This window comes from Schinkia acidoalkalinis (assembly GCF_054301215.1).
Genome location: NZ_CP182573.1, coordinates 2999437 through 3015391 on the forward strand (window position 1 = coordinate 2999437; position 15955 = coordinate 3015391).

The window sequence follows — 15955 nt, forward strand, 5'->3', positions numbered from 1 at the left end:
TTGCTATTGCTTGTCAAATGATGTATATTTTTAGTTTCTATATGGAGGGCAAAATGTCCGGGTCAAAATTTCTTAAAGGAACCATAATTCTTACTGGTGCAACCTTTATCTCCAAGTTTCTAGGGATGATTTACGTTTTCCCTTTTTACTCGATTGTTGGAAATATGGGGGGTGCGCTTTATACTTATGCATATATTCCCTATACAATATTATTAAGTATGGCAACGATGGGGGTACCACTTGCCGTTTCAAAATTTGTGTCGAAATATAATGCATTAGGCGATTATCATACTGGAAGAAAACTGTTTAAAAAAGGACTCATGCTGATGTTTGTCAGCGGCTTTATTTCTTTTGTTGTTTTTTACAGCATTGCCCCTTGGCTCGCTCCTAATATTGTTGGAAAGAATGAATATGGTATAAAACATGAAGAAGTTGTTTATGTCATTCGAATGGTGAGCACAGCCCTTTTGATTGTGCCGGCCATGAGTATTATTAGGGGCTTTTTTCAAGGTTATCAATCGATGTCACCGACGGCTGTATCACAAGTAATTGAGCAAATCGCGAGAATCATCTTTTTATTAGCCGGTAGCTACATCGTGATGAGAGTGCTGGATGGGGATTTACACGTTGCTGTCGGTTTATCTGTTTTTGCTGCAACCATTGGTGCAATAGCGGGGATGGGCGTCTTAATTTGGTATTGGTATAAAGACAGAGGCTATTTAAATGAAAAGCTTGCCGAGAGTACGGTGAATAGCAATATAACGACGAAAGAAATGTTTTTGGAATTGGTATCCTATGCAGGACCATTTGTATTTGTTTCTTTAGCCATTCCTCTCTATCAATTAGTTGATGAGTTTACTTTTAACAGGGCGATGGAAAGTATACATAAGGGCGGAGAATATGCCCATAATCTATTTTCAATTTTGAATATGTATGGTCATAAATTAATTATGATTCCGGTATCACTGGCGACAGCCTTTGGCTTAACCCTCGTACCAACGATAACTGAATCATTTACGGAGAAAAACTTTAAGCAATTAAATAAACAAATCTCCCAATCGTTGCAAATTGTTATGTTTTTAACGCTGCCAGCCGCATTCGGGTTGGCAATGGTGGCAGGGCCGGCCATCGGTGCACTTTTTGGCGCTGACATCATCAAGAGCGGTGAAGGTATCCTTTTTTATTATTCACCTGTCGCTTTGTTATTCGCTTTATTTACAGTAACGGCTGCTATTCTGCAGGGGGTTAACCAACAACGATTTGCAGTATATGGTATGTTTGCAGGATTATTCATTAAACTAATCTTAAATATTCCGTTAGTAAGGCTTTATGAAATCTATGGAGTGATTTGGGCAACCGGAATAGGTTTTTTATTTTCTATATTATTCAACTTTTGGGCGATTAAAAAATATGCGAATTTCAGCTTCAATTTTACAATACGCCGCAGCGTGTTAATTAGTATTTTGGTATGTATCATGTCACTCGTTGTCAAAATAGTAGAATGGCTGCTGGCTCTTATGATCCATTTTGAAGATGGCCGCATTCAGTCCATCCTTGTGTTAGCCCTCTCTATGATAGCTGGTGCAGGTGTATATTTAGTTTTAAGTATTAAAACTAATTTAGCTGGAAAAATTCTTGGCTATCGCTTTAAATTTTTGCAAAAACAAAAACAGAAGGCGAACGGATAGTTCGCCTTTGTTTCGTCTAATCGTTTAAAATTGTTCTAGTGGTAAGCCCAATTGCCGTTCAATTCGCTGGAGGCGGCGATTCAATCTGTTAAGACGCTCGGTATGACGCTGTAGTTGGTTTTCAATTTGGGTTAAGCGGCGGTTTATTTGTCCCATCCCACCCGGTAAGCCACCTGGAAAACCGGTGGGTTGGCCGCCACCTGGCATTCCACCTGGCATTCCACTTGGCATTCCGCCTGGTGCGCTGCTTCCAGGAAAGCCATATTGCCGCTCATAATCAGAATAATAACTCATTATCTTCTCCCCTTTTTATAATCTGCATTTTACCATACTAATCTATGCGGTATAGATAGTAGCGGACTAAACTATTGCCTATTTAAGTAAGGGGACTACTGGTAGAAGAGGTTACATTAGGAGGTTTTTTTATTGAGAATTGATAAATTGCTAGCCAATACAGGCTTTGGTAGCCGTAAAGAGGTAAAAAAATTATTGAAAACTGGTGCGGTTCTGATCAACGAGGTAGTTGTAAAAGACCCACAAACACATTTGGACCCAAAAGAAGATCAAGTGATGGTACATGGAGAGATCATTGAATATAAAGAATTCATTTATTTAATGATGAATAAACCTAATGGTGTAATCTCAGCAACAGAGGATCAAAATGATGAAACAGTCATCGACCTGCTTGAAATGGAAGACCAGATTTATGACCCTTTTCCAGTAGGCCGACTTGATAAAGATACCGTTGGTCTATTGTTGTTAACAAATGATGGCCAGTTGGCACATCAACTGCTTTCTCCAAAAAAACATGTACCGAAAACGTATTATGCAAAAATAGAGGGACTTGTTACAGCAGCTGATACCGAAGCATTTAAACATGGGGTAGCACTTGATGATGGGTATGTTACAAAACCTGCGGAACTCATCATTCTCTCCACTAACGAAACTGAGAATCGTTCTGAAATTGAATTGACCATTACAGAGGGGAAGTTTCATCAAGTGAAGCGTATGTTTGAAGCGGTGGATAAAAGTGTTACTTTTCTAATGCGAATTAAAATGGGACCCCTATCTCTTGATGAATCATTAAAACCAGGTGAATACCGGGAACTCACTGATGAAGAAATTGAATCATTAAAATGAAGTACATAAAAAGGGCTGCTCCAGTTTTTGGAACAGCCCTTGGTTATTGTCTAGCTCCAGCGCCCAGCGACTAGTGGACTTCGCTGAACTAGCTTTCAGCTTTTCTATGATATTTTCACTTTCTTTTTTGTTGTCGTCCAAATTCCACGGCTCGGACTGCATACTAAATTATTGTAGGTAAGTACATTCAGGTCTCTTTGTATCGTCCGAGGTGTAGTACCGAATTCCTCTACTAGTTCTTGTGTAGAAACAGAGCCTTTTTCGTTAATAAACAAGTATATAGATTTAATTCGGTTTATCATACGGCTAGATGGGTTCAAAAAACCACTCCTTAATATAATGTTCAAACCATTTTGAACAAGAAATTAAATAGAGGTGAATTCTTCTTACACATTTGAAACTCCAAAACCAAAGTAACAGGACAAACTCTTTCTATTTCTATTGTACACCATTTTTGTTCATAATTACTACTATAAGCGAATAGTTTACAAAATATTTACACTATTTACTTACTAAAAAGTTTCTTTTCTTAAAAATAGGTCGATAAAATCACCACATTTCATGCATAATTACTATATCCATATGTTATATAGACTGAATTTTATGACTATTTAACAGATATTCAGTCAATAGATTATAAATTAATTTCTTAACAATACTATATGAAAAACAAGTAAAATTGTTTATAAAGAAAGGTGTGGAACAATATGATAGATGGCGTGAATTGGAGCGCGGAAGTTGATCATTGCAAGGACGAGCTAATCCAAGATACGAGAGGACTTTTACGAATTAAAAGTGTGTTAGATGAAAGTAAACCAACAAAGGAAGCCCCATTAGGCGAAGGAATCGCCCAAGCATTAGGCTACATGCTTACCAAAGGTAAGGAAGATGGTTTTACAGTGAAAAATGTTGATGGTTTAGCAGGGCATATTGAGTTTGGGGAAGGCGAGGAGCTGCTCGGAATATTATGCCATGTCGATGTTGTACCAGAGGGCGACGGTTGGACAAGTGAACCCTACAGCGCAGAGATTAGAGATGGGAAAATTTTTGCCAGAGGGGCTATTGATGATAAAGGCCCAACAATGGCAGCATACTATGCTTTGAAAATTGTAAAAAATTTGGGGCTACCTGTGGGAAAAAGAGTTAGAATGATTTTAGGTACGGATGAGGAAAGCAATTGGCGTTGTGTGAAGCATTATTTCAAACATGAGGAAATGCCAACAATTGGTTTTGCACCAGATGCAGACTTTCCGATTATCAATGCGGAAAAGGGAATCTTTGATTTTATATTGCAGCAAAACATGAAAGCACAAGCGAATGATGAGGGAAAAGAACTTGTCCTGGAAACATTCCGTGCGGGTAGGCGCCTCAATATGGTACCGGATTTAGCAGAGGCGGTCCTTTCTTGTAAACAACAGGATATAGCTGAAGTGGTAAAAAACTCCTTTGAGAAGTATATAAATACTATGGGACTGAAAGGTACAGCGACTGTGAATGATGATTATTCCATTCAACTACGTTTACAGGGGGTCTCAGCACATGGGATGGAACCAAATAAAGGAAAAAATGCGGGCTTGTTTTTAAATGCATTTTTATACAAAGAATTAATAGATTTGCTTGATCCGCAGGCAGGTGCATTCCATGCTTTTGTACAAAAATACTTTGGTCAGGATACCCGCGGCATTGCACTTGGGATTGCTTTTTCAGATGACATATCAGGGGAGTTAACAATCAATAACGGCACACTTGTTTATGAAAAAAATCAAGGCGGAAAAATTGGCTTGAATCTTCGTTACCCTGTTACCCATGATATCGAACAATCTAAGCAAAAAATCAGGCAGGTTACTGAAGCCCACCAGTTTATATTTACAGAACTGAATGATTCAAAACCCCATTATGTTGATGCCGAGCATCCATTAATCAAAGTGTTGCAAAGGGTATATGAGAAGCATACAGGGGAGAAAGCTGAGTTAATCGCTATCGGTGGAGGTACATATGCACGTTCGTTAGATGGCGGTGTTGCCTTTGGCCCTCTATTCCCTGGTCGTCCAGATGTTGCCCATCAAAAGGATGAATATATTGAAATAGATGATTTAGTAAAAGCAACAGCAATCTATGCTGAAGCAATCTATGAATTAATAAAAAAATAAAACCGCCATCCTTATGATTGGCGGAAGGTATTCTTAAAGGGGTAGGGTGAAGTCTAAATTGGGGGAGATTTTTTTATGGGGAAGGTCTTTAAAACTTTATTTCAAGTTGGGATTCTTTATTTTTTTTACTACGCTGGTTTATGGCTCCAGCATACATTCCATTTATTAATGCCAGGAAGTATTATCGGGATGCTCCTTCTTTTTGGCTTATTAATGACGAAAAAGTTCAAGACAACATGGGTCGATGAAGGAGCTAACTTTTTATTACGACATTTATCTTTTTTATTTATACCGGTGACGGTTGGGATTATCGACTTTTTTGATCTTTTCAAAGGCCGCGGCTTTTTTTCAATAATAGTCGTTATTCTTAGTTCTATTTTAGTTATGGTGACAAGTGCGTTGGTAAGTCAATGGCTTGCAGATCGGAAGGCTGCATATTTACCGATACAATCGCGGGAGGGGAAAGAGCTATGACTTTATTTTTAATTGCCCTGACCTCTATTATTGGCTCCATCATTACATATGAATTGATGAAAAAATTATATATTAAGTTCTACACGCCATTTATGGTGCCGATTGTAACAACAACGGTTGTTTTGGTTTGCTTGTTATTATGGTTTCATATTCCCTATGAAACCTATATGGTCGGGGGGAAGTGGGTTGTGCATTTATTAGGCCCGGCCGTTGTGGCACTTGCCCTTCCCTTGTATAAACAAATTGACACCATTAAACAATATGCAATTCCAATTATAACAGGTGTTTTTGTAGGAACGTTGGTTGGGATTGTAAGCGGCATCGAATTATCACTGCTATTTCATATCAAATCATTAACGCTCATTTCACTGGTACCGAAATCAGTTACTTCACCGGTAGCGATGGATATTGCGAAGGTGATCGGAGGGAATCCAACATTAGCAGCTGTCTTTGTAATGGTAGCTGGTGTAACGGGTGCTGTTTTGGGTCCGTATCTGTTAAAATGGATACGTGTAACACATTTTATCGGGAGAGGGATTGGATTTGGGACTTCCGCCCATGGAATCGGAACATCCAAGGCACTTGAAATGGGTGAAAAAGAAGGAGCGATAAGTTCGATTGCGATGACCCTAAGTACCATTTTCGCTTCTTTATTAAGTCCTCTTCTTGTGCATCTATTAATACAATAATGATCAAGCTCCGGCCCATAAAGATAAGGAGCGTGCATTTTTCGAATGTGGAGGAAGCATTGTGGCACAGTTAATTAAACTGCGGGACTTTATATCCCGCTATGAAACTGATATATACCGCTATCCCGGTCAATTTATCCGGCTGAAAAGAGAACGCTGGGATGCTCTCAATGCTTCTTACAATCTTAATGATGGGATTGAAGAAGTAAATCTAGGTCTGGAAGAGGATCATGACGTTCCACTTTTCGATGGCTTTGAAGATTTTAATGAGAATTGGCTGGAGAATGAGAAAAAAGGCGTGTTTAGTTCGATTAAACGGTGGCTTAAAAAGCCAAAACATAATGCCGAGGTTTATGATATAAACCCGATTGCTTTTGATACAACCAATGTTTTTAAAAGCAGAAAAAAAACGAAGGAAGAAGTAAAACAGGAATTTCTTGATGAAATCTTTCGTTTTCAAATAAACTGGGCAAGTTCCACCATTTTTGACCGCTCATTTGTTGATGAAGGGATTTATAAGGATGAGATTTTGAGGTATTTTTTACAACACTTTCCGGATAATTATTTATTATTATATAAACCAACTTTAATCGTAAAAAAGGCCCCCATTGACTTAGATATTACGCTCATAAGTCCTGTCACAACATTTTGTATATCATTGCTGGAAAATACGGAAATGAGTGTTTTTGAAACAGACCGAGGCCACTATTGGTTTGAAAGGATTAAAGATAAAGAGGTTAGAAGGGTGAACCCGTTACTTTCTTTAAATCGGACGGAAAGCTTAATTAAAGGCTATTACAGGCATTATAACGTGGATATGCCGGTTCAAAAGATCGTTTTATCAAGAACAGGATACATTGAGGGTGATTATCAGCCCACAAATACATTGTTTATTGATAAGCGGAATTATAGTGATTGGTATACAAGGTTACGAAGGCTTCCGTCTCCAATTAAATTTGTGCAGCTTAAAGGTGCGCAAAGCTTATTAAAACATAGTCAATCAACGTATATGCGGAGATATGAATGGGAGCAGCCTGAAGAGGAAATGAATTTTAACGATGAATCAGGTTTAAATGATGATTGGAGATAATATAGTAAACAAAAAAGGCAAGTTGACGTTTGTTGAGGTGAAACATGAGCTGGCTTGAAGCATATTTAGATGAGATGGATATCGTTACAATCTTGTTTGCGAAAAAGGAGCCTTCAGATGACCATAAAGAATTCTATTTGCATAATGGAATTCAATCGCTTCAGTTGGCAGTTATTAAAACAGAACCATTATTAACGGATATAAAATATACTTGCAAGTCGCCTATAGATATTGAAATCGGAAAAAAATATATCATTTCTGATGAACTGGGGAATCAAACGGACTTGCTGATTGGTTCGGTCATCCGAACGGAGAAGTTTGACCGATTATTTTATTATGATGGACATGATTTAGGAGTGAATTTTTCACCAACAAAATCAACTTTTAAAGTGTGGGCTCCGACAGCCGAGGATGTCACACTTTTATTTTATAATAAAAAAGGTAACATCATCCGGTCGATGAATATGGTTCGTGAGGATAAAGGGATATGGTCTATCGCCTTAGATGGAAATTACGAGGGCAGCTGTTACCGCTATAATGTTTGTGTTAATAAAACATGGCGTGATGCTGTAGACCCTTATGCAAAAGCGGTATCCGTGAATGGTGAATTTGGAGTTGTCATTGATTTAGATAAAACATTTGTCCAGAGACAATCTCACTTTTTACCATCCCTGAATGCTTCTACAGATGCAATCATCTATGAAACCCATATTCGCGATTTGTCCATTCATCCGGAAAGTGGTGTGAAAAATAAAGGGAAATATTTAGGCGTTTGTGAAGAAGGAACAAAAGGACCCAATCGTTGTAAGACATGCCTTGACTATATCCTTGAGCTTGGGATTACCCATCTTGAATTGCTTCCATTCAATGATTTCGGTGGAATTGATGAAACAAGTGATCAGGATCAATTTAATTGGGGTTACAACCCCGTACATTATAATGTTCCAGAGGGTAGCTATGCAACAAATCCATATGACCCATATGTGCGGATAAGAGAAACAAAGGAAATGATTGAGTCTCTTCATCGAAAAGGCCTTCGAGTCATTATGGACGTGGTTTACAACCATGTTTATAAACGCGAATACTCTATTTTTAGGAAAATTGTACCGGGTTATTATTTTCGCTATAACGAGTTTGGGTTTCCATCAGACGGGACAGGTGTTGGCAATGATGTTGCTTCAGAACGCCTAATGGTGCGGAAATTTATTGTGGATTCAGTTTTATATTGGTTGAAAGAATATAATGTTGATGGCTTTCGTTTTGACCTGATGGGAATTTTGGACATTGAAACGATGAATGCCATACGCAGTGCAATCGATGAGATTGACCCAACGACTATCATTATTGGTGAGGGCTGGAATTTAGATACGCCACTACCTGAAAGTAAAAAGGCGATTATAAAAAACGCAGAAAAAATGCCGAGAATTGCTCATTTTAATGATTTATTTCGGACGACTGTAAAAGGCAGTATTTTTGACTTATTGGATCAAGGCTTTATTTCTGGAAGTATAAAGGATAAAGAAAACTTGGAATTACTCTTTGCGGGAAGTGTTTCTGTTTCGAAGAAAATAAAAGGGATCTTTCCAGAGCCAACACAAAGCGTTAATTATGTAGAATGTCATGATAACCATACACTGTGGGATAAGCTTTCCATCTCAAATTCGGATGAATCCTTTGAGATTAGGAGGAAACGGCAATATCTTGCCATTTCCATTGTTTTATTTTCACAAGGAATTCCGTTTCTACATAGTGGCATGGAGTTTTTTCGGACAAAATATGGCGAAGGCAACAGTTATAACAAACCAGACAACATTAATCAGCTTGATTGGGCAAGAAAAAATATGTATGAAGAAAAAATTCCATATATAAAAACCTTAATCGCAATTCGAAAAGCTCATCCTGCTTTTCGGTTAGCCACCGCTGAAAAAATTCAAAGACATTATCAGTCCTTGGAGCCGTCGTTAAATTTAGCGGGGTATTTCCTTGATGGTTTGGAAGGGATTGATTCCTGGAAGAACATCATTGTTCTTTTTAATAACGGCTTACTGCAAAAGGAATATAAGATGATTGATGATGATATCTGGGCCATTGCTGCTAACGGCTCAGCTGCAGATGAAAATGGACTAGGACAAATCAAAGAAAAAGTGATTATTGAGCCTCTTTCAACACTTATTCTTTTTAAATAATAATTTCCAGTTACGCTTTATCATGAATCCATCATCTAGATATTTCATCTTCCACCATTTTCAGTTATACTGATATATAATAAATTAGAAAATTAATGATTTTCTTGTGAAGCTATAAAGAAAACGTAGGTGAACAGCATTGGATATTAGTTTAGGTTTAGGGGACGGTTGGGAAGTCTTTCCTGCAGGTGGCGCCACCGGTGAAGCCTACATTGCACGATTTGAAGGTCAAAACAAACTTTTCCTTAAAAGAAATTCCTCCCCATTTTTGGCTGTGTTGTCCGCGGAAGGAATTGTCCCAAAGTTAATTTGGACAAAAAGAATGGAGAACGGTGATGTCATCACAGCACAACATTGGTTGCAGGGGAGAGAATTAAAACCAATCGATATGGCTAACAAAGCTGTTGCAAACCTATTAAGTAAAATACACCACTCAAAAGAGTTGCTATATATGTTGCAAAGGCTTGGGAAAAAAAAACTCCCGCCATTTGAATTATTAGAGAGCTTAAAACAAAAGTTAACTAAATATGCAATAACTGAAAGCATTATTGTATCTGCAATTCAATTTCTTGAGGACGAGTTGGAAAATATAAATCATGAACACCTGGGTGTTTGCCATTGTGATGTTAATCATAATAATTGGTTAATGAGTGATAAAAAAGAACTGTATTTGATTGATTGGGATGGAGCGATGATTGCCGATCCTGCTTTAGATTTAGCTGCATTGCTCTATTGGTACATTCCTAAGCAGAACTGGAAAGAATGGCTTGCCTATTATGGGTCGGAATTAACGTATGACTTGGAAACAAGAATGCAATGGTATATTATTTACCAAGCAATTTCCTCTATTATTTGGCATAAAGAACGTCATGAAGACATTCAATATCAACACTGGATTGAAAGCTTAGAACAAATGATTTTTTCATTTCCTCGGAAATAATGTAGAATTATGTCAAATTATAATTGCCGATTTCATCGATCCATGCCGATAGGTTATCTTTATGTTGAGTAATATGGACATCCATATTTTTCGTGTTTTGCCCATGCTGACTATATTGATAAACATCAAGCAATGTATTCTTTATTTGTTCATCAACCTGTTGATTTACAAGCAATGATTTAATCAGTCTTTGGATTTGTTGGCATTCAGAAACAGTACCACAGCAATCCACCTGATGATTTGTTAATATATCTTGTAGTATTGATAATTGATGTTGTTCATTTAAAGGCATCTTCATTCCTCGCTTTTTGTGAGATTGGAATATGACCTGAAAAGGTCCTTCTGCTTTTCTTATAGTGGACAAAATGACAAAATAATATTCTAAAATGTAAGCAGCCTCCTTTGGGGCTGCTTTTTTAATGTAGAAATAAAAAATATATATTCCATCAGTCGATTATTACGCCCGGGTTTGATTGGACACAGTCAAAAAAGTCATGATTAGATACAATCTTAAGTTTTTATGCGGACAAACACGAAAATAGTCTCACATCCCTGAAATACCCAGATGTTTTTTCGTGTCTGCATAAAAACTTAGCGTTATTAAAATATTTGCAGTGTCCAATCACTTTAGGAAGTAATAATCGACTGATGGAATAGCATTTCTAATCTTTTCAATTTCACCATTTGATGGTATGTTTGAATTTGTAGTAAAAGGAGGCATTTGTAGATGAGATTGCGAAATAAGCCAGGAGCACATGATAAAATTAAAGAACAACCAAATCTTCTTATTATTTCACCGGAAAAGTTTCGCGGGAAATGGAAGACAGAGGTTTTTAAAAATGACAATCCTATTCACATCGAGATTGGAATGGGAAAAGGTACATTTATAAATGGAATGGCCAAACAAAATCCTGACATCAATTATATTGGAATTGAAAAATATACGAGTGTAATTGTAAGTGCATTAGATTTGACTCTTGAAAATAATTTGCCGAATGTAAGGTTATTAAACATTGATGCTGATACATTGCCGGCAATTTTTGGAGAGGGTGAACTTTCGCAGATTTATTTAAATTTTTCAGATCCATGGCCAAAAAATCGGCATGAAAAAAGAAGATTATCCCATGAATCTTTCTTAGCCAAATATGAATCAGTATTGGTTAAAGGTGGAGAGGTCCATCTGAAAACGGATAATCAAGGATTATTTGAATTCTCTTTAGAAAGCTTTTCAAGATATGGCATGCTCATTAAAAATATTAGCCTCGATCTTCATAAAAGCGATATAAAAGGGAATGTCATGACCGAATATGAAGAGAAGTTCTCGAGTAAAGGTAATAGAATTTACCGTTGTGAAGCGAAATTCCGTCAAGCGTAAGTATTGTGAAAGAATACTTGGAACTAAGAGTAAATTGTGGACATTGACTGGGCAATCAGGCTTTATATTGTCTGCAAAAAGCGAAAATGCGGACAAGGGCGAAGCAAAAGGGCCTAACTTGTCCGCAAAAAGCGAAAATGTAGACAAGGACGAAGCAAAAGGGCCCAACTTTGTCTGCAAAAAGTGAAAATGTAGACAAGTACGAAGCAAAAGGGCCCAACTTTGTCTACAAAAAGTGAAAATGCGGACAAGGATGTAGCAAAAGGGCCTAACCTTGTCCGCAAAAAGCGAAAATGCGGACAAGTACGAAGCAAAAGGGCCCAACTTTGTCCGCAATCTTATCATAACGAATTTATTTCAAGAATCGCACCGCTAGTTGCATCAACTAAAAATTCATATTGCTCCGATTTGTTATCAACTGTTCTCATAATTCCACCACGGTAAACTTGATATGGTAGATTAAACTTCTTAATATTTTCCGGATTCATGTGAATCCACGATCCGTCAATTGGTCCATTCTCTTTAAATGCCTTTTTAGCAAGATGTAATGCTGTTTCAGATGTAATTGTCTTCTTACTTACCTTTCGGCTAATGAAGGCGCCAACTACGATTCCTGTACAAAAGCCCGCCAAAAGTTTGTTCCAGTTCATTCCATCACTCCGTTCCTACTATTCAATATTACTATTTACAAAGTTTGCTACGTATATTAAATAAAACATGAATTTACTATATACTCATTACTATAAGTATGGTAGGTGAAAAAATACAAGTGAATTCCATGTTCTTTTTGGATAGTGTACAATTATATAGCGGTAAGTTTGTTAAACCAACTAAAAAAGGAGTTTTGTCAGATGAATAATGAAACGCTGCAGTTATTTAAAACATTAACAGAACTTCAAGGTGCCTCTGGCTTTGAACATAATGTACGCAAATTTATGAGAAGCGAACTTGAAAAATATGCTGATGAAATCATACAAGACAATTTAGGCAGTATTTTTGGTGTTAAAAAAGGACTTGAGGATGGGCCTAAAGTTATGGTGGCAGGTCACATGGATGAAGTCGGCTTTATGGTGACGCAGATTACTGATAAAGGCTTGCTTCGTTTTCAACCATTAGGTGGATGGTGGAGCCAAGTACTACTCGCTCAGCGCGTAGAAATTATCACGGATAACGGGCCAATTGTCGGCGTTATTTCGTCTGTGCCTCCCCATTTGCTTGATGAAGAGACAAGGAAGAAGCCAATGGATATTAAAAATATGTTAATTGATATTGGTGCGGAAACACAAGACGATGCAATCAAGATTGGGATCCAACCTGGTCAGCAAATTGTTCCGATTTGCCCATTCACGCCGATGGCTAATGAAAAGAAAATTTTAGCTAAAGCTTGGGATAATCGCTATGGTTGTGGACTGGCAATTGAGCTTTTAAAAGAGACGAAAGATGAAACACTTCCAAATGTACTTTATGCAGGGGCAACCGTTCAAGAAGAAGTAGGATTACGGGGTGCTGCAACAGCCGCTAATCTCATTCAACCTGACATCTTTTATGCATTGGATGCAAGTCCTGCCAATGATGCCTCCGGCGATAAGGATGTGTTCGGCCATTTAGGTCAAGGTGTATTATTAAGAATTCTTGATCGTACAATGGTTACACACCGTGGGATTCGCGAATTTATCCTTGATACTGCTGAGAGTGCAAAAATTCCTTACCAATACTTTGTATCACAAGGTGGAACAGATGCCGGCCGCGTACATACGGCGAATAATGGGATTCCATCGGCAGTAATCGGCATTTGTGCCCGCTACATTCATACCCCAGCATCGATTATTCATGTTGATGATTATGCAGCAGCAAAAGAATTATTAAAAACACTAGTAAGAAAAACAGATAAAACAACAGTCGAAACAATTCGGACAAAATTTTAAGGTGATGGTCGAATAAATGAAAGTAGCAGTAGGTTCAAAAAATAAAACAAAAGTATCAGCAGTTGAAAATGTGTTTAGAGAAATGGAGCCGGAAATTGTCGCGGTCGATGTTCCTTCAGGCGTTTCAGTGCAGCCTTTTTCTGATGAGGAAACAATGTTAGGTGCGAGAAACAGAGCCAATGCGGCTTTAATGGAAACGAATAGTGATATAGGCATTGGACTTGAAGGCGGGGTAATGGAGACGAAGGAAGGCTTGTTGTTGTGTAATTGGGGGGCCCTTAAGCTAAAGGATGGGAAAGAATTCATTGCAAGTGGTGCTAGAATTGTTCTCCCTTCTGAAATAGCCAATGGCTTGCACCAAGGCTTTGAACTGTCTCATGTTATGGATGAATACACATTAAAACATGATGTCCGCTCAAAGGAAGGGGCAATCGGTATTTTTACAAATAATTTGGTGGAGCGGGAAGAAATGTTTACCCATATTGTCAAATTATTAGCCGGACAATATTTATACGCCTCTCAAAAGGAAAACTAAAGGAGAGTAATATGAAAGCTTACAGCAAAGGATTTGTTACACTATTATTGAGCTTTAGTTTATTAATCGGTTGTAGTGCTTCGAAAGATGAAGCGGTAAACCAATCCAAAAAGTTAGCAGAAACTACATTTAAAGAGAAGAGTCATGAGAGCACGAAAACAACGAATGGCTTTAGCTACTATCTTCCAAAAGGTTATAAAGTAAAAGATCAAACAGAAAATAATGTTATCTTATTAAAGGATGGCCAGGAGTATATATTGTTCGTAAATCCTCGTGAAGCAAAGGATAGCGAAGCTCTTTATGAAGAATTAAAGGGCGCGAAGAAGGCAGAAGCCAAGGATATAACTTCCTTTAAAAAAGATAACGAGTTTGGTTACATAAGTATTACCCCTGCAAAAGAAAAGAAATATGAGCTAATCGTCGGGATTGGTGGCATCAAAATGACGACCTTGACTACTGTTAGCGATATGGTGGGAAATACCGAAGATATGATGGAGATTACGAACTCAGTGCAATACGATAAAGGTAAAGCAACGGAAAAAGAAACAAAAAAATAATTAAAATTAGGAGTTGATTGTTTTGAAAAAGCTTGAATCGATTGAGATATTTCATAAAATGAAAGAAACTGAACAAGTTATTTTTATGTTTTCTGCTGATTGGTGCCCAGATTGCCGATTCATTGAACCAATTATGCCGGAAATTGAAAATGAATGGAAAGAGTATCAATTTTGCTATGTTGATCGAGATCAGTTCATTGACCTTTGTCAGGAAATGGATATCTTCGGAATTCCAAGCTTTGTTGCTTATAAAAATGGCAATGAAGCAGGTCGCTTTGTAAGCAAGGATCGAAAAACAAAGGAAGAAATAGAAGCTTTTATTAAAAGCTTGAACTAAGCGTAAACTATAAAGGGGATTTATCTTCGTTGAAGGTGGGAAACTTTATGAAAATGACGAGTGTAAAAATCAAAAATATTTTAATAGAACGATTGCAAAGCAGCAATTGGACTGTTACCTACGACCATAAGAGTGAACAACTTCGAATTGAAGATAAAGAAACGAACAAAGGAATTACTATTTCAATACCGACGATTGTTTCTAAATGGGAAGAAAGAAAAGAACAGGCCATTGATGAAGTGGTGTACTATGTGGAGGAGGCACTGAAAGCCATGGCCGAAAAGCACAGTTTAACGGGAAAAGAAAAGAATATTTTTCCGGTAATCCGTTCAGCCTCCTTTCCAACTGAATCAAAGGACGGGAAAAAACTCATTTTTGAAGAGCATACTGCTGAAACAAGAATTTACTATGCATTAGACTTAGGAACATCATACCGGTTGATAGACTTAGATTTACTCGAACAAGAAGGATGGCAGGAAGAACAGGTAAAGCAAGTAGCCCGTTTTAATATTCGCTCACTGGAAAGCAAATATAAAACAGATGAGGTGGCGGGTAATCAGTTTTATTTTATCAACACCAATGATGGTTATGATGCCAGTCGTATCTTAAATGATTCTTTACTCGAACAGATGGAGGGCAAAATAACAGGGACAATGGCAGTTGCCGTTCCACATCAGGATGTATTAATCTTTGCAGATATACGAAATGATCAAGGCTTTAAAATTCTTGGCCAAATGACAATGTACTTTTTTACGGAAGGGCGAGTACCGATTACTGCGCTTCCATTTATTTATGAAAATAAGGAACTTGAGCCTATCTTTGTTCTGGCGCAAAAGTAGGGCGGAAACAAAGGTTTAGAAAGAGTGATA

General features: G+C 37.6%; 18 protein-coding genes. 14 read left to right on the plus strand and 4 right to left on the minus strand.

Annotated elements, in window-relative coordinates:
* Positions 1-53 precede the first annotated feature (53 nt).
* Positions 54-1688, plus strand: coding sequence for a putative polysaccharide biosynthesis protein (locus ACNQFZ_RS15175; RefSeq protein WP_458412168.1), 1635 nt, complete (start codon positions 54-56; stop codon positions 1686-1688).
* A gap of 24 nt (positions 1689-1712) precedes the next feature.
* Here ACNQFZ_RS15175 and ACNQFZ_RS15180 read toward each other — a convergent pair whose 3' ends face one another.
* Entirely contained in the window at positions 1713-1982 is a 270-nt protein-coding gene (locus ACNQFZ_RS15180; RefSeq protein ID WP_458412169.1) for a hypothetical protein, read from the minus strand.
* Positions 1983-2114: 132 nt separating this feature from the next.
* On the opposite strand from ACNQFZ_RS15180, the gene ACNQFZ_RS15185 reads away from it, so the two are divergent.
* The gene (locus tag ACNQFZ_RS15185) at positions 2115-2828 is read left to right on the plus strand and encodes a pseudouridine synthase (RefSeq protein WP_458412170.1); all 714 of its coding nucleotides are present in this window, start codon (positions 2115-2117) and stop codon (positions 2826-2828) included.
* 104 nt (positions 2829-2932) lie between these two features.
* On the opposite strand, the gene ACNQFZ_RS15190 is transcribed toward ACNQFZ_RS15185, so the two are convergent.
* Positions 2933-3148 (minus strand): DeoR family transcriptional regulator, encoded by a 216-nt coding sequence (locus tag ACNQFZ_RS15190; protein WP_458412171.1) that lies wholly within the window; start codon positions 3146-3148, stop codon positions 2933-2935.
* Positions 3149-3538: 390 nt separating this feature from the next.
* On the opposite strand from ACNQFZ_RS15190, the gene pepV reads away from it, so the two are divergent.
* From pepV to ACNQFZ_RS15220, 6 genes are all read left to right on the plus strand, one after another.
* The gene (gene pepV / locus ACNQFZ_RS15195) at positions 3539-4978 is read left to right on the plus strand and encodes a dipeptidase PepV (protein ID WP_458415404.1); all 1440 of its coding nucleotides are present in this window, start codon (positions 3539-3541) and stop codon (positions 4976-4978) included.
* A gap of 75 nt (positions 4979-5053) precedes the next feature.
* Complete coding sequence (locus tag ACNQFZ_RS15200) at positions 5054-5452, plus strand: CidA/LrgA family protein (RefSeq protein WP_458412172.1); 399 nt, start codon at positions 5054-5056, stop codon at positions 5450-5452.
* The gene (locus ACNQFZ_RS15205) at positions 5449-6141 is read left to right on the plus strand and encodes an LrgB family protein (protein ID WP_458412173.1); all 693 of its coding nucleotides are present in this window, start codon (positions 5449-5451) and stop codon (positions 6139-6141) included. The genes ACNQFZ_RS15200 and ACNQFZ_RS15205 overlap by 4 nt, the downstream gene beginning before the upstream one ends.
* A 61-nt stretch (positions 6142-6202) precedes the next feature.
* Entirely contained in the window at positions 6203-7231 is a 1029-nt protein-coding gene (locus tag ACNQFZ_RS15210; RefSeq protein ID WP_458412174.1) for an NERD domain-containing protein, read from the plus strand.
* Between the two features lie 44 nt (positions 7232-7275).
* Positions 7276-9417 carry a type I pullulanase gene (gene pulA / locus ACNQFZ_RS15215; RefSeq protein ID WP_458412175.1) on the plus strand — a complete coding sequence of 714 codons (2142 nt, stop codon included), beginning with the start codon at positions 7276-7278 and terminating at the stop codon, positions 9415-9417.
* A 139-nt stretch (positions 9418-9556) separates the two neighbouring features.
* Complete coding sequence (locus ACNQFZ_RS15220) at positions 9557-10357, plus strand: phosphotransferase family protein (protein ID WP_458412176.1); 801 nt, start codon at positions 9557-9559, stop codon at positions 10355-10357.
* A 7-nt stretch (positions 10358-10364) separates the two neighbouring features.
* On the opposite strand, the gene ACNQFZ_RS15225 is transcribed toward ACNQFZ_RS15220, so the two are convergent.
* Positions 10365-10649 (minus strand): YtzH-like family protein, encoded by a 285-nt coding sequence (locus ACNQFZ_RS15225; RefSeq protein ID WP_458412177.1) that lies wholly within the window; start codon positions 10647-10649, stop codon positions 10365-10367.
* A 435-nt stretch (positions 10650-11084) separates the two neighbouring features.
* Here ACNQFZ_RS15225 and trmB point away from each other — a divergent pair, with 435 nt between their 5' ends.
* On the plus strand, positions 11085-11732 hold the full coding sequence (trmB, locus tag ACNQFZ_RS15230; protein ID WP_458412178.1) for a tRNA (guanosine(46)-N7)-methyltransferase TrmB: 648 nt from the start codon (positions 11085-11087) through the stop codon (positions 11730-11732).
* 341 nt (positions 11733-12073) lie between these two features.
* Here the strand turns inward: trmB and ACNQFZ_RS15235 are convergent, their stop codons facing one another.
* Positions 12074-12382: a PepSY domain-containing protein gene (locus tag ACNQFZ_RS15235; protein ID WP_458412179.1), complete on the minus strand. Its 309-nt coding sequence runs from the start codon at positions 12380-12382 to the stop codon at positions 12074-12076.
* A gap of 201 nt (positions 12383-12583) precedes the next feature.
* On the opposite strand from ACNQFZ_RS15235, the gene ACNQFZ_RS15240 reads away from it, so the two are divergent.
* Genes ACNQFZ_RS15240 through ACNQFZ_RS15260 form a run of 5 tightly spaced genes read left to right on the plus strand, consistent with a single transcriptional unit; the run spans position 12584 to position 15925 of the window.
* Positions 12584-13657 carry a M42 family metallopeptidase gene (locus tag ACNQFZ_RS15240; RefSeq protein ID WP_458412180.1) on the plus strand — a complete coding sequence of 358 codons (1074 nt, stop codon included), beginning with the start codon at positions 12584-12586 and terminating at the stop codon, positions 13655-13657.
* 16 nt (positions 13658-13673) lie between these two features.
* Entirely contained in the window at positions 13674-14192 is a 519-nt protein-coding gene (locus ACNQFZ_RS15245) for a DUF84 family protein (RefSeq protein WP_458412181.1), read from the plus strand.
* Positions 14193-14203: 11 nt separating this feature from the next.
* Positions 14204-14749 carry a hypothetical protein gene (locus ACNQFZ_RS15250; RefSeq protein ID WP_458412182.1) on the plus strand — a complete coding sequence of 182 codons (546 nt, stop codon included), beginning with the start codon at positions 14204-14206 and terminating at the stop codon, positions 14747-14749.
* Positions 14750-14771: 22 nt separating this feature from the next.
* The gene (locus ACNQFZ_RS15255; RefSeq protein ID WP_458412183.1) at positions 14772-15086 is read left to right on the plus strand and encodes a thioredoxin family protein; all 315 of its coding nucleotides are present in this window, start codon (positions 14772-14774) and stop codon (positions 15084-15086) included.
* 53 nt (positions 15087-15139) lie between these two features.
* Complete coding sequence (locus tag ACNQFZ_RS15260; RefSeq protein ID WP_458415405.1) at positions 15140-15925, plus strand: DUF1444 domain-containing protein; 786 nt, start codon at positions 15140-15142, stop codon at positions 15923-15925.
* The last annotated feature ends 30 nt before the right edge of the window (positions 15926-15955 follow it).